This is a genomic window from Knoellia remsis (assembly GCF_003002895.1).
GTDB lineage: Bacteria > Actinomycetota > Actinomycetes > Actinomycetales > Dermatophilaceae > Knoellia > Knoellia remsis.
This window is the reverse complement of sequence record NZ_PVTI01000005.1, coordinates 13,468-25,795: the sequence shown is the minus strand read 5'-3', so window position 1 is coordinate 25,795 and position 12,328 is coordinate 13,468. Positions and strand designations below refer to the sequence as shown.

Genomic DNA, 12,328 nt, shown 5'->3' with positions numbered 1-12,328 from the left:
AGGTGGTGAATCGTCAGTCCAGCTAGATCTTTCGCCACACCACGCGTCCCACCGGGGAAGTCGTCACGAGTTCACCTGAACCCGTGAAGATGGCGGAGACAGTCTCCGGGATAACCGCACGAATTCTGCCGCTCGTATCCACCACGGCCGTTGACGAACCACTCGGAGTCGCAGTTGAGATCGCCACCTCGTCCGAGCGGACGCTGACGGTCGGCCATGAGTAGGGCGGCAGAGGTCGCTGCCACAGGACGCCTCCACTCCCATTCACCGAGGTGAGGGTACCTGCCTCCTGAATGCCTCTGTCTCCGAACACGATGGTGTCCCCGCCAAACTGGCACTGGAGGCCGGAGACAGAGTCCGGCAACTTTGCTCTCGATCCCTTCCAGATGAGGACATCGTCCTCGACCCAGCTCCGACCATCGGCCGAGATGCAGGCCCGTTGAGCACCGGAGTCGCGCACTTTCCATCCATCTGCGGTGAGAGACGCGAACCAGAGGGTCTGCGAGGTCTGGGCATTGTCGCTCAACGAGATCAGCGTTCCGCTGCGTCCATCAGCTGACAAGCTGTGCCATCCCACGACTGGCGAGGGAAACTTCACGCGGTCGGCAATGCTGTCGTCGCGCCACATCTGTAGTTCGGCGGCACCACGTGCGTCTGAGACCAGACGAAGCGAATTGACACCATCACTGCCAAGAATGATGTTGCTGCCTGTGCCTGGCTTCGTCCACGGCTCGGGAAGTGCCACCGTTCGTCCCAAGCGATCTGGCTTGGGGTCCGGCGAAAAATCCTCCAAGTCGCCGCTGAGCACCGCATTGGGGCACTCGCCCACGCAGACAACTTCGACCGGTGAACGGTTGAGCGCCGCAGTGTCGTCCCACGCCACGGACCCGGAGCGAGCAACGCCGCGGTAGCCACGTTGCGACGAGATGATCGCACCACTTGCGTCCGCGCGGATGACGCGATTGGCGGGATCGGTCCACGTCATGTCGACCTTGGTGCTGGGTACCGCAGCGTCTTCACGACCCGTGAGGAAGTAGACGAGCACCGCCAGCGCGAATACCCCGCTCACACCCGCCACCAGCAGGCGAGACGTCAGCATGTGAGGGTGCAACGTGGCCCTCTCGTGTGCGGACTGGGCATCAGTAGTTGTACAGGTGGTAGATATCGCACTTTGCCCGATAGGCGAAGACCGCGTCCATGTCTGCCTTGCTGATCACCGCGTGTGTGGAGGTTCGTCCGACAGTCACGGCGACGGATCGCGTTCCCCATTGCCCGCGATCCAGTCCGGAGACCGACCCCTGGTACAGGGACGTCCCATCCCTGGTGATGGAGAAGGTAAACCTGTTGTCCCCGCCCATTCCACTCCCCGACACAGGCAATCCGCCAACCAGTGTCCACTTCTTCGTCGTCGACGTGGGATAGGTGAAGTCGTGCTCCGCCGAGGAGACGTAGGTGTTGCCGGCTGCGGTGCCCGAACACGATTTGACAGGAGTACTGTCACCCATTGCCCAAGGTGCGCACAGCAGCAGAGTCGCCGTTGCACCAACTGCCAGTACGGGGGGGAAAGAGAGCCTCATCGCCCGATGGTGGCAGGTTTCACCCTAATGAGCAATAGCTCGATCGGACATTCTCGACGAGGCCTCGAGCAGGTCGACGAACCTGTCGAAGAGGTATGCCGCGTCGTGCGGTCCCGCTGCTGCCTCCGGGTGGTACTGCACCGAGAAGGCGAGGAGATCGCCTGCGGCAGAACGTAGTTCGAGCCCTTCGACGACGTCGTCGTTGAGGCACACGTGCGAGACGCGCGCCGAGCCGAACTCGGTCTCGGTGTCTTTGTCGAGAGGCGCATCGACGGCGAAGCCGTGGTTGTGTGCGGTGACCTCGACCTTGCCGGTGGTCCGGTCCATGACGGGCTGGTTGATGCCGCGGTGGCCGTACTTGAGCTTGTAGGTGCCGAACCCGAGGGCCCGGCCGAAGAGCTGGTTGCCGAAGCAGATGCCGAAGTACGGCATGCCGGCCCGCAGCGCCTCCTGCAGGACGCCGACGGCGTGATCGGCCGTCGCGGGGTCACCCGGGCCGTTGCTGAAGAAGACCGCGTCGGCGCCGGTGGCGCGGACCTGCTCGAACGTCGCGTCGGCCGGGAGGACGTGCACCTCGATGCCGCGCTCGGCCATGAGCTGCGGGGTCATCGCCTTGATGCCGAGGTCGAGGGCGGCCACGGTGAACCGCTTCTCCCCCACCGCATCCACGACATACGTCTCGTCGGTGCTCACGTCGTCGGCGAGGTCGGCACCCTTCATGAGGGGCGCGGAGGTGACCCGCTCGAGGAGCTGCGCGACCGGCATACCGGCCTCCTCCCCGGAGAAGATGCCGACGCGCATGGCGCCGCGCTCGCGCAGGTGGCGGGTCAGGGCGCGGGTGTCGATGCCGCAGATACCGACGACGCCCTGAGCCTCGAGCTCGTCCTCGAGGGTGCGGCGCGACCGCCAGCTCGACGGCCGGACTGCCGGGTCGCGCACGACGTAACCGGACACCCAGATGCGGCTCGACTCGTCGTCCTCGTCGTTCCAGCCGGTGTTGCCGATGTGCGGCGCGGTCATGATGACGACCTGGCGGTGGTAGCTCGGGTCGGTGAGCGTCTCCTGGTAGCCGGTCATCGCGGTGCAGAACACGGCCTCGCCGACGGTGGAGCCGCGGGCGCCGTAGGCCTGGCCGGTGAAGGTGCGCCCGTCCTCGAGGACGAGGACGGCGGGCTCGCGGGTCTGCATCGTCGTGGTCATGCGGTCTCTCCGTCGCGGGCCGTGACCCTGCCACGCAGGATCGTCGTGTGGACGGCGCCGGTGAGGCTCATGCCGTCCCAAGGATTGTTGCGGGACAACGACTTCGACGCCGTCGCGTCCACAGTGCGGGTGGCCTCGGTGTCGACGAGGACGAGGTTCGCGGGGGCGCCGGCCTCGACGGCACGGCCGTGGTCGGTGAGCCCGGCGATGCGCGCCGGCGCGACCGACATGCGCTCGACGAGGGTCGCGAGGTCCATGGCGCCACTGCGCACCATCGTGTCGTGGACGACAGCGAAGGCGGTCTCGAGGCCGAGCATGCCGAAGGCCGCGTCGACGAAGGCGTGCTCCTTGTCGTGCCGGGCGTGCGGCGCGTGGTCGGTCGCGACCGCGTCGATGGTGCCGTCGGCGAGCGCCGCGCGCACCGCCTCGACGTCCTCGCTCGGGCGCAGCGGCGGGTTGACCTTGAACGTCGGGTCGTAGGTCGCCAGCCGGTCCTGGGTGAGCAGCAGGTGGTGCGGGGTGACCTCCGCGGTGAGGTCGATGCCACGGGACTTGGCCCAGCGGACCACCTCGACGCCCTCAGCGGTGCTGACGTGGGCGACATGGACGCGGGAGCCGGTGTGCTGCGCGAGCTGGGCGTCGCGGGCGATGACGCTCGACTCGGCGACGGCGGGCCAGCCGGGCAGGCCGAGACGGCCGCTCAGCTCGCCCTCGTGGCAGCAGGCGCTCGCCCCCGCGAGAGCGGGGTCCTGCGCATGCTGGCTCACGACGCCGCCGAACGCGCGGACGTACTCGAGCGCCCGGCGCATGACCCGTGAGTCGTGGACGCAGCGGCCGTCGTCGGAGAAGACGCGGACGGTGGCGCGGGAGCGGTGCATGAGGGCGAGCTCGGCCAGCTCCTCGCCGGCGAGGCCCTTGGTCACCGCGCCGATGGGTTGGACGTCGACGAGCCCGGCGGCGCGCCCGAGGTCGAGGACCCGCTCGGCGGCCTCCGCCGTGTCGGTGACGGGGTTGGTGTTCGCCATGGCCAGGACGGCGGTGAAGCCACCGACGGCCGCAGCGGCGGCACCCGTCGCGATCGTCTCGGCGTCCTCGCGCCCGGGCTCGCGCAGGTGGGTGTGCAGGTCGACGAGGCCGGGCAGCAGGGTGAGCCCGCCCGCGTCGATGCGCTCGGCGTCCTTGGGTGCGTCGAGGCCCGTGCCGAGCTCGCTGATGGTTCCGTCGGTGACGAGGACGTCGGTCGTCGTGCCGTCGGCGAGCGTCGCGCCGGTGATGAGCAGGGTCGGGGTGCTCATGCCGCACTCCCCTCGCTCGTCGCGCCCGACTCCGTGGGCGACTCCTCCCCGGCGAGCAGGTGGTAGAGCACGCTCATCCGCACCGCCACACCGGCGCTCACCTGGTCGAGCACGAGGCTCTGGGCGGCGTCGGCGGCGTCGGCACTGATCTCGAGTCCGCGGTTCATGGGTCCGGGGTGGCAGATGACGATCTCCGGGTTGGCGTCGCAGAGGCGGTTCAGGCGGTCGCGGGTGAGGCCGTAGCCGACGGTGTACTCGCGGGCCGTCGGGAAGAAGCCGCCGCTCATCCGCTCCTTCTGCACGCGCAGCATCATCAGCGCGTCCACCGGCCGTGCCGCCTCGCCCGACCCCTTGCCGCCCAGGACGGCGTCGAGGTCGTGGCTCAGGGTGAACCCCTCGGCCGCGGACCAGGCTCCGATGCCGCTCGGCATGAGGGTCGGCGGGGCGACGAGGGTGACGTCGGCGCCGAGCCGGCGCAGCGAGATGAGGTTCGAGCGGACGACGCGCGAGTGGGTGAGGTCGCCGACGATGGCGACGTGCTTGCCCTCGAGGGAGCCGAGCCGTTGCTCCATCGTGTAGGCGTCGAGCAGCGCCTGCGTCGGGTGCTCGTGCGTCCCGTCACCGGCGTTGATGACGTGGGCGTCAACCCAGCCGGCGACCTGGTGCGCCGCGCCGGATGCGCCGTGCCGGATGACGAGCGCGTCGACCCCCATGGCGTCGATCGTCCGGACCGTGTCGCGCAGGCTCTCGCCCTTGGACGCCGACGACCCCTTGCCGGTGATGTTGATCGTGTCGGCGCTCATCCACTTGCCTGCGATCTCGAACGAGCTCCGCGTGCGGGTGGAGTCCTCGAAGAAGAGGTTGATGATCGTGCGCCCGCGCAGGGTCGGGATCTTCTTGACCTCGCGCCGCTGGACGTCCTGCATCTGCGTGGCCGTGTCGAGGATCGTGCGGATCGCACCGGCGTCGAGGTCGGCCATGGAGAGCAGGTGCCGCGGCATCGCCGCGGCACCGGACGGCATACGACCGCCGTTGCCCCTCATCGGGCACCCCCGGCGATCGTCACGGAGTCGGCTTCGTCGGTCTCGGCGAGGCGCACCCGCACGGTCTCTGACTGGGCGGTGGGCAGGTTCTTGCCGACATGGTCGGCGCGGATCGGCAGCTCACGGTGGCCGCGGTCGACGAGGACGGCGAGGCGCACGGCAGCGGGTCGGCCGTGGTCGGCGAGCGCGTCGAGGGCCGCGCGCACCGTGCGCCCGCTGTAGAGGACGTCGTCGACGAGGACGACGGTCTTGCCGTCGACGCCGGAGTCGGGGATCTGCGTCGGCATCGGCGCGCGCGTGGGCTGGCGGCGCAGGTCGTCGCGGTACATCGTGATGTCGAGGGCCCCACACGGGATGTCGCTGCCCTCGACCTCGGCGATGAGCGCGGCGAGGCGCTTGGCGAGCGGAACGCCGCGTGACGGGATGCCGAGCAGGACGATGTCGTCGGCGCCCTTGTTGGCCTCGAGGATCTCGTGCGCGATGCGGCGCAGCACCCGGGAGATGTCGGCGGCTCCGAGGACCTGTCGTCCGTTCGAGGAGCCTTCGGGCGCAGCACTGTCAGGACACATCAGTGTCGTGACCTCCTTCCCTGCCTCACGGGACAGGTCGTTAAAGGATGTCGGTCAGCCCAACTCTAGCGGGCCCGCCAACGGGGTCCCGAACCCGCCCCGCCGAGACGAGGAAGCCGGCGTCCCACACCACGAGACACATAAGCAGTCGCTATGTCCATCTAAACATGACGTGATGTAATTGCGGCGTTGTCACCACCCACCGCGACGCCGAAGGAGGCAGCGTGCACCCCGAGCCCAGCTCCACCGCAACCATCACCCCCACGCAGGCGTGCGCGACCTCGCCGGCCCCGCTCTTCCCGCCGCGTGACGCCGACGCCGACACCTACCGTGCCTGGCTCGCCCGGGCCGCGTGGCCCGAGGTCGTCTTCGGCGCGCGCGTCCCGTCCGCCACGGGCTGAGTCGCGCTCGTTCGTCCGTATGCCGTCCGCGCGCCCACGCGGCCGGCTCGCCTGGTCGTCCGCTCGCAGGTGCCGCCGGACCGACGGACGTGCAATTGCACCCCGCCCGCCGGGCATCGCTGTCTGAACTGGGTACGGGCGGGCCGGCCCAGGTCGCTATTGCATGTCGGTGGGTCCGCCAGCTCTGGGGGCGACCCCAGTCGCGACAGTCCAGTCAGGGGCCGTCCCACGGGTTGACGACGGCGATGCCGGTCCCGTCGAAGTCCGTGACGTTCCGTGTCGCCAGCGGCACGTCGTACCGGCGGCACACCGCCGCGATCCACGCATCACTCGTCCTGATCGGGCGACCGGCACGTCTCCGGTCGGCCCGAATCTGGGCGAAGTGTGGCGCCGCCCGGTCATCGACTGGCGCCACGCGCCCCTCGTAGCTCATGAGGGCGAGGTCGACCTTCTCACCGACCACGTCGCGTCGCCGCCCGGGCGGCAAGCCGAACACTCCCTGCCACAGCTCCCCGGCCGTGATCACGGTGATGTGGCTGTCGCGCCACGACAGCGCGTCGATCCATGCGATCACTCGTGGATCGGGTGCCGGACGCATCGTCTCGGAGACGACGTTGGTGTCGAGGATGATCACGAGAAGTCGGGCACGCGATGGTCGTCGAAGTCCTCGCGTGGCGGTAGCTCGAGATCGACTCCACCTGTACGAGCTCGGAACTCAGCCATGACCTCGCCGAGCGTCGGCTCTCGCTCCGGACCGTCGCCCTCGGCCACGGCCTCGTCGAGGATCGCTCGCACCTCCGCCTCCATGGACCGACCGTTGCGCGCAGCCCGCACCTGGAGGCGGCGCTTCACGTCGTCGTCGACCTTGCGGATCGTCAGTGTCCCCATGCGCCATCACCTCGCTGTCAGAGTGACAGCAATGCTAGCACTCGCGGTGCATGGCGATCCTGCGCCCGTGGCGCATGAGCCCGATCCGCTCCTCGGTCGCTCGCAGCGGCGCCATCCAGGCCGGCTCCGACGCGACCTCGGTGAACCCGTGCCGGGCATAGAACGGCGCGTTCCACGGCACGTCGGCATACGTCCGCAGGGTTACCGACTCCCCACCGCGGGAGGCGACCTCACGGCATACGGCATCGAGCAGTGCCGACCCAAGACCGCGGCGACCGTGGGCCGGGTCGACGACGAGCTGCTCGAGGTGCCAGTGCCCCTCGATCACCAGCACGTGCGCAAACCCCACGACCGGGTCGCCGGTCACGAGCAGGAATCCAGGTTGGGCCGCCCGCCACTCCCCCGTCGCCGGCGGCGGCCAGTCCAGCGGCCCAAAGACCGTCTCGGAGAGCGCGTCCCCGGACGCCTCGACGGCCGCCAACCCGGGCAGGTCGGCGGCCGTTGCGAAGCGGATCGAGCCCATCAGAGCGAGGAGATCACGCCAGGGTCGGCTTGACCTCGGCAAGGCGGGCGAGGAGCCCGTTGACGAACTTCGGGCTGTCGTCGGTCGACAGCTCGGTCGCGAGCGCGACCGCCTCTGAGATCGCAACGCCCTCGGGCACGTCCTGCCCGAACAGCACCTCGAACGCACCAAGCCGCAGGATGGCGCGGTCGACGGCGGGCATCCGCTCGAGCGACCAGCCCTGCGAGTACGTCGTGAGCAGGTCGTTGATCTGCGTCCAGTTCTCGACGACGCCCGTGACGAGGTCGGCCGTGAACTCCGACAGCGGCGCCTCGGTCACCGGTGCCGCGAGCCGCTCACGCAGCAGCTCGCTCGCGTTGACGCCCCGCTGCTCGGCCTCGAAGAGCAGGTCGACGGCGCGTTTGCGCGCCTTGGTGCGTGCAGCCATGCGGCGGCCGCCGCGTCAGTTGACGCGGCCGAGGTAGGACCCGTCGCGGGTGTCCACCTTGACCTTGTCGCCGGTGTTGAGGAAGAGCGGGACGCCGATCTCGGCACCGGTCTCGAGGGTCGCCGGCTTCGTGCCGCCGGTGGAGCGGTCGCCCTGCAGGCCCGGCTCGGTGTACTGGATCTCGAGGACGACCGACGCGGGCAGCTCGATGAAGAGAACGTTGCCGTCGTGGCGGGCGACGGTCGCCTCCTGGTTCTCGAGCATGAACTTCGCCGCGTCCCCGACGATCTGCGGCGTCACCGCGATCTGGTCATAGGTGTCGGGGTCCATGAACACGAAGTCGGTGCCGTCGTTGTAGAGGTAGGTCATGTTGCGCTTGTCGACGTTGGCCGTCTCGACCTTGACGCCCGCGTTGAAGGTCTTGTCGACGACCTTGCCGGAGAGGACGTTCTTGAGCTTGGTCCGCACGAAGGCCGGGCCCTTGCCGGGCTTGACGTGCTGGAACTCGACGACGGTCCAGAGCTGGCCCTCGAGGTTGAGGACGAGGCCGTTCTTGAGGTCGTTGGTCGATGCCACGAGTGAGGTCACTTTCCGCTGTGGTGGAGACGAGGCGTGCGTATGCCGTCCACGCGCCTCGCGAGTCGCCGGCGCCTGGGTGCCGGGCTGGGGATCGCGGGCGAGTCTATCCGTGGGCGTGCCGCTCCCCCGAATCACCCACGACGGCGCGAGGCTCAGAGGAACTGCGCGGGGTCGAACTCGTCGATGGGGATGACCCGGATGCGCGGCAGTCGCGACGTGAACGCCTTGACGTCGAACTCGAGGTCGAACATCTCGAGCCCGTCGGACTCCAGTGCGGCGAACCCGCTGTTGCGGAACTCGCGGAAAGCCATCAGCCCGACCCGCCGGTCGTCCTGCTCGAGCAGCGCCTCGACCTCGTCGAGGAAGTCGCCGTCGTGGCTGACGAGCATGACGTCGGCGTCCCGCCGGGCGATGGCGCGCAAGGTCCGCTGGATGGCGACGTCGACGACCTTGATGTCGGGGTCACCCGAGAGCGGTACCGGCTCGAACCCGAGCGCCTTGAGCGCCTGGATGAACGGCATCGGCATGCCCTGGGTCGCGTTGAGGAAGAACAGGCCGCGCACGTCCTGCTCCCAGCGGTCCTTGGCGAAGGCGAGGAGCCGGTCCCAGCGGGGGCGCTCCTCCGGCTGGGGCCGGCGGCCGAGGATCGAGGTGCCGAGGGTCGCGTCGATGTTCTCGCCGTCGACGAGAACGTAGGTGAGCACCGGCTCGTCGGTCGTGTCGTCGTCGGCCATGGCCGCGAGTCTAGGGCGGTCCCGGCCGCCGCGGCCTCAGACGCCGATGGTGAGGTTCGCCGTGTAGCCCGAGGTGACGTCGCCCGTCACGGTCGCGAGCTGGTGGACGGCGCCGTCGTCCCGGAAGACTATGTCCGAGCTGAGGCTCGTGCCGGCGAGGTTCGCGACGCTCTGCTCGTAGCCGGGCGTCGCGTACACCGCCTCGCAGACCGCTTGTGGGAGCGCGAGCTGCGAGGTCTTGACGATCTGCCCGCTGCTCGTCGCCTCGTCGGTCGACCGGTAGACCTCGAAGTGGATGTGCGGCCACCGTCCGCTGTAGGCCGCGGGGAAGATCGTCGTGAAGGTCGCCGTCCCGTCGTCGCTCGTGGGCTGCACACCGCGCAGGTAATTCTCGTCCTCGACGCCCCGGGAGTACATCGAGTAGTTGCCGTCCCGGTCGCAGTGCCACAGGTAGACCGCAGCACCCGGCATCGCGGCATACCCGTTGGCGCTGTCAGTGACGGTGAGGTTCACGGTGAGCGGCACGCCTTCGGCGCGCGTCGTCGACGTGCCGAAGGACGAGGTGAGGTCCGACCGGACGATGCCGGAGTCGTCGAGGACGTTGACGCCGTTGCTCCCGTCGCCCGGGAAGGGGCCGCCGGTCTCGTCGGGGATCTCGGTGCTCACGGTGGAGCCGGACCCCGTGGCAGTCGGGGACGTCGGTGTCCCCGTTGAGGTGCCGGTCGTGGCACCGGTGGTGCCGGGGTTGCTGGTGCCGGTGCCGGAGCAGCCGGCGAAGGCGGCGAGGCCGACGCCGCCGAGCAGCCCGAGGGCCCGCCGCCGGCCCAGCAGCGTGGCGACGTCGAACTCGAGGCCGCGGTCATGGTCGGGGTGGGGATGGTCGGCGTGGGGCTGGTCGGAGGTCGTCATGACAGAACCATCCACCCGGCAGCGCGCCCTTCGCCATGAGTGCGCTGTCCACCCGCTGTGGACCCCGAAAGGGCAGACTGCGAAGCATGAAGGCGAAGTCTCTCCTCGGCGCCGCCGTCGTCGGCGTGGCCGGCGTCGCGGTGCGCGACCTCACCCAGAAGAAGCAGTCACTCAAGCGCAACTTCCCCGTCATCGCGCACGCCCGCTACTTCCTCGAGAAGATCGGTCCCGAGCTGCGGCAGTACATCATCTCGAGCAACGACGCCGAACGGCCGTTCTCGCGCGACCAGCGCTCCTGGGTCTATGCGTCGGCGAAGCTCGAGAACAACTACACCGGCTTCGGCACCGACAACGACGTCGAGAACACCGAGGGCTACGTCGTCATCAAGCACCGCACCTTCGCCGGTCCGGCCCCGTCGACCGCGGTCGCCCACGGCGCGGACGACGACGTGTGGCTCCCCGGTGCGAAGGTCCTCGGCGGACCGCGCGGGCGCCGGCAGGCGTTCCGCCCGAACTCGATCGTCAACATCTCGGGCATGAGCTTCGGATCCCTCTCGGGGCCGGCGATCGAAGGCCTCAACAAGGGAGCGAAGCTCGCCGGTGCCCTGCACAACACCGGCGAGGGCGCCCTCTCCGACCACCACCGCCACGGCGGCGACATCGTCTTCCAGATCGGCACGGCCTACTTCGGCTGCCGTGACGAGCAGGGGCGCTTCGACATGGCCCGACTCAAGGACCTCGTGCAGAGCGCACCGGTGCGTGCCATCGAGGTGAAGCTGAGCCAGGGCGCCAAGCCCGGGCTCGGCGGACTGCTGCCCGCCGCGAAGATCACCGAGGAGATCAGCCGCATCCGCGGCATACCGATGGGTGTGGACTGCGCCAGCCCGTCGCGGCATGCCGAGTTCCACGACGTCGACAGCATGCTCGACTTCGTCGAGCGGGTCGCCGACGAGACCGGGCTGCCCGTCGGCATCAAGTCCGCCGTCGGGGAGCCGGAGTTCTGGGACGAGCTCGCCAACCGCATGCAGGACCGTTCTCGCGGCGTCGACTTCATTACCATCGACGGCGGCGAGGGCGGCACCGGTGCGGCGCCGCTCGTCTTCACCGACACCGTGGCGCTGCCCTTCCGCATCGCGTTCGCGCGGGTCTACTGCACCTTCGCACGGGCCGGCCTCACCGACGACATCACCTTCATCGGCAGCGGCAAGCTGGGGTTGCCCGACAACGCGCTCGTCGCCCTGGCGCTCGGGGCCGACCTGCTCAACGTCGCTCGCGAGCCGATGATGGCGCTCGGCTGCATCCAGGCGCAGAAGTGCCACACCGACCGTTGCCCCACGGGCGTCGCCACCCAGGACCGCTGGCTCGCGCACGGCCTCGACCCCGAGCTGAAGTCGGTGCGGGTCGCGAACTACCTACGCACCCTGCGCCGCGACCTGCTCAAGGTGTCCGAAGCGTGCGGGGTCGCACACCCCGGACTCATCGACGCCGACTGCGTCGAGTTCCTCGACGGCAACCGCACGGGCACGCCGCTGCGCGACGTCTACTCCTACGAGCCCGGCTGGGGCGCGCTCAGCGCGAGCTGCTCGGTCGAGATCACGGACCTCATGCAGGCGCCACCTGCGCACTCATGACCCAGCGCCACTTGGCGATCTGGCGGTCCCGGACGAAGCCGAACTGCGTGAAGAGCTCCTCCGGCCCGGTGTGGAAGTAGGCATCCCCGCTGCGGCTTCCGGTCGACGCTCTGCTCGGGGTAGGCCTCGACGGCGCCTCCCCCGGCACGCGCGATCTCGGCCAACGCCCCCTCGACCGCGGCGCGGGCGACACCCTCTCCCCGTCGCTTGCTCGCGGTGAAGATGCACCCGATCCGCCACGACGGCTCCGGCGCTTCGGCCGCGTCGTACTTCTTGCGGTTCTTGATGTTCGGCAGCTCCGACGGCGACCCGAACTGGCACCAGCCGATGCACTCCTGCCCGTCGAAGACGAGCACCTGATGCACCGTGCCGGCGTCGACGTGGGCGCGTTTTGCGTCCCGGTTCGCCGCGGGCGAGCCCTGGAAGCCGTCGGCGTGGAAGCCGATGCACCAGCAGCCGCCCCACACACCGTTGTGCGCCTCGACGAGCGAGGCGAAGGCATCCCACGTGTCCGCCGTGAGCAGCCGGGTCGTGTAGGCCATGGTGCCGACG

General features: G+C 69.4%; 15 protein-coding genes. 2 read left to right on the top strand and 13 right to left on the bottom strand.

The genetic code is table 11. From position 1 onward, the window contains the following. Positions 1 to 22: 22 nt before the first annotated feature. The 5 genes from BCF74_RS17035 to pyrR all read right to left on the bottom strand — a co-directional run bounded on the left by BCF74_RS17035 (position 23) and on the right by pyrR (position 5,684). Positions 23 to 1,099 carry a hypothetical protein gene (locus BCF74_RS17035; RefSeq protein ID WP_146132870.1) on the bottom strand — a complete coding sequence of 359 codons (1,077 nt, stop codon included), beginning with the start codon at positions 1,097 to 1,099 and terminating at the stop codon, positions 23 to 25. A gap of 502 nt (positions 1,100 to 1,601) precedes the next feature. After that, positions 1,602 to 2,777, bottom strand: coding sequence for a glutamine-hydrolyzing carbamoyl-phosphate synthase small subunit (gene carA / locus BCF74_RS04365; RefSeq protein ID WP_106296741.1), 1,176 nt, complete (start codon positions 2,775 to 2,777; stop codon positions 1,602 to 1,604). Continuing rightward, complete coding sequence (locus BCF74_RS04360) at positions 2,774 to 4,072, bottom strand: dihydroorotase (RefSeq protein ID WP_106296740.1); 1,299 nt, start codon at positions 4,070 to 4,072, stop codon at positions 2,774 to 2,776. Before BCF74_RS04360 ends, carA begins: the two co-directional genes overlap by 4 nt. Further along, positions 4,069 to 5,073 (bottom strand): aspartate carbamoyltransferase catalytic subunit, encoded by a 1,005-nt coding sequence (locus tag BCF74_RS04355; protein ID WP_106296852.1) that lies wholly within the window; start codon positions 5,071 to 5,073, stop codon positions 4,069 to 4,071. The genes BCF74_RS04360 and BCF74_RS04355 overlap by 4 nt, the downstream gene beginning before the upstream one ends. A 38-nt stretch (positions 5,074 to 5,111) precedes the next feature. Continuing rightward, complete coding sequence (pyrR, locus tag BCF74_RS04350; RefSeq protein WP_106296739.1) at positions 5,112 to 5,684, bottom strand: bifunctional pyr operon transcriptional regulator/uracil phosphoribosyltransferase PyrR; 573 nt, start codon at positions 5,682 to 5,684, stop codon at positions 5,112 to 5,114. 224 nt (positions 5,685 to 5,908) lie between these two features. On the opposite strand from pyrR, the gene BCF74_RS17255 reads away from it, so the two are divergent. Next, on the top strand, positions 5,909 to 6,085 hold the full coding sequence (locus BCF74_RS17255; protein WP_170070125.1) for a hypothetical protein: 177 nt from the start codon (positions 5,909 to 5,911) through the stop codon (positions 6,083 to 6,085). A 214-nt stretch (positions 6,086 to 6,299) separates the two neighbouring features. Here the strand turns inward: BCF74_RS17255 and BCF74_RS04345 are convergent, their stop codons facing one another. From BCF74_RS04345 to BCF74_RS04315, 7 genes are all read right to left on the bottom strand, one after another. After that, positions 6,300 to 6,719, bottom strand: a complete 420-nt coding sequence (locus BCF74_RS04345; RefSeq protein ID WP_106296738.1) for a type II toxin-antitoxin system VapC family toxin — start codon at positions 6,717 to 6,719, stop codon at positions 6,300 to 6,302. After that, positions 6,716 to 6,973 carry a FitA-like ribbon-helix-helix domain-containing protein gene (locus BCF74_RS04340; protein ID WP_106296737.1) on the bottom strand — a complete coding sequence of 86 codons (258 nt, stop codon included), beginning with the start codon at positions 6,971 to 6,973 and terminating at the stop codon, positions 6,716 to 6,718. The genes BCF74_RS04345 and BCF74_RS04340 overlap by 4 nt, the downstream gene beginning before the upstream one ends. A gap of 34 nt (positions 6,974 to 7,007) precedes the next feature. After that, positions 7,008 to 7,496 carry a GNAT family N-acetyltransferase gene (locus tag BCF74_RS04335; protein WP_106296736.1) on the bottom strand — a complete coding sequence of 163 codons (489 nt, stop codon included), beginning with the start codon at positions 7,494 to 7,496 and terminating at the stop codon, positions 7,008 to 7,010. A 13-nt stretch (positions 7,497 to 7,509) separates the two neighbouring features. Then, entirely contained in the window at positions 7,510 to 7,923 is a 414-nt protein-coding gene (gene nusB, locus BCF74_RS04330; RefSeq protein WP_106296735.1) for a transcription antitermination factor NusB, read from the bottom strand. Positions 7,924 to 7,938: 15 nt separating this feature from the next. Beyond that, the gene (gene efp, locus BCF74_RS04325; protein ID WP_106296734.1) at positions 7,939 to 8,499 is read right to left on the bottom strand and encodes an elongation factor P; all 561 of its coding nucleotides are present in this window, start codon (positions 8,497 to 8,499) and stop codon (positions 7,939 to 7,941) included. 155 nt (positions 8,500 to 8,654) lie between these two features. After that, positions 8,655 to 9,236, bottom strand: coding sequence for an NYN domain-containing protein (locus BCF74_RS04320; protein WP_106296733.1), 582 nt, complete (start codon positions 9,234 to 9,236; stop codon positions 8,655 to 8,657). Positions 9,237 to 9,272: 36 nt separating this feature from the next. Beyond that, positions 9,273 to 10,145 carry an intradiol ring-cleavage dioxygenase gene (locus BCF74_RS04315; protein ID WP_106296732.1) on the bottom strand — a complete coding sequence of 291 codons (873 nt, stop codon included), beginning with the start codon at positions 10,143 to 10,145 and terminating at the stop codon, positions 9,273 to 9,275. Between the two features lie 86 nt (positions 10,146 to 10,231). Here BCF74_RS04315 and BCF74_RS04310 point away from each other — a divergent pair, with 86 nt between their 5' ends. Further along, on the top strand, positions 10,232 to 11,776 hold the full coding sequence (locus BCF74_RS04310) for an FMN-binding glutamate synthase family protein (RefSeq protein WP_106296731.1): 1,545 nt from the start codon (positions 10,232 to 10,234) through the stop codon (positions 11,774 to 11,776). On the opposite strand, the gene BCF74_RS04305 is transcribed toward BCF74_RS04310, so the two are convergent. Further along, complete coding sequence (locus BCF74_RS04305) at positions 11,692 to 12,318, bottom strand: GNAT family N-acetyltransferase (RefSeq protein ID WP_245889205.1); 627 nt, start codon at positions 12,316 to 12,318, stop codon at positions 11,692 to 11,694. The two genes, BCF74_RS04310 and BCF74_RS04305, sit on opposite strands and share 85 nt — an antisense overlap. Positions 12,319 to 12,328 lie beyond the last annotated feature (10 nt).

Excerpts from the sequence above, each read along its gene's own strand:
- BCF74_RS17035 (WP_146132870.1), bottom strand. The coding sequence starts at position 1,099 with ATGCTGACGTCTCGCCTGCTGGTGGCGGGTGTGAGCGGGGTATTCGCG.
- carA (WP_106296741.1), bottom strand. The coding sequence starts at position 2,777 with ATGACCACGACGATGCAGACCCGCGAGCCCGCCGTCCTCGTCCTCGAG.
- BCF74_RS04360 (WP_106296740.1), bottom strand. The coding sequence starts at position 4,072 with ATGAGCACCCCGACCCTGCTCATCACCGGCGCGACGCTCGCCGACGGC.
- BCF74_RS04355 (WP_106296852.1), bottom strand. The coding sequence starts at position 5,073 with ATGCCGCGGCACCTGCTCTCCATGGCCGACCTCGACGCCGGTGCGATC.
- pyrR (WP_106296739.1), bottom strand. The coding sequence starts at position 5,684 with ATGTGTCCTGACAGTGCTGCGCCCGAAGGCTCCTCGAACGGACGACAG.
- BCF74_RS04340 (WP_106296737.1), bottom strand. The coding sequence starts at position 6,973 with ATGGGGACACTGACGATCCGCAAGGTCGACGACGACGTGAAGCGCCGC.
- BCF74_RS04335 (WP_106296736.1), bottom strand. The coding sequence starts at position 7,496 with ATGGGCTCGATCCGCTTCGCAACGGCCGCCGACCTGCCCGGGTTGGCG.
- nusB (WP_106296735.1), bottom strand. The coding sequence starts at position 7,923 with ATGGCTGCACGCACCAAGGCGCGCAAACGCGCCGTCGACCTGCTCTTC.
- BCF74_RS04320 (WP_106296733.1), bottom strand. The coding sequence starts at position 9,236 with ATGGCCGACGACGACACGACCGACGAGCCGGTGCTCACCTACGTTCTC.
- BCF74_RS04315 (WP_106296732.1), bottom strand. The coding sequence starts at position 10,145 with ATGACGACCTCCGACCAGCCCCACGCCGACCATCCCCACCCCGACCAT.
- BCF74_RS04310 (WP_106296731.1), top strand. The coding sequence starts at position 10,232 with ATGAAGGCGAAGTCTCTCCTCGGCGCCGCCGTCGTCGGCGTGGCCGGC.
- BCF74_RS04305 (WP_245889205.1), bottom strand. The coding sequence starts at position 12,318 with ATGGCCTACACGACCCGGCTGCTCACGGCGGACACGTGGGATGCCTTC.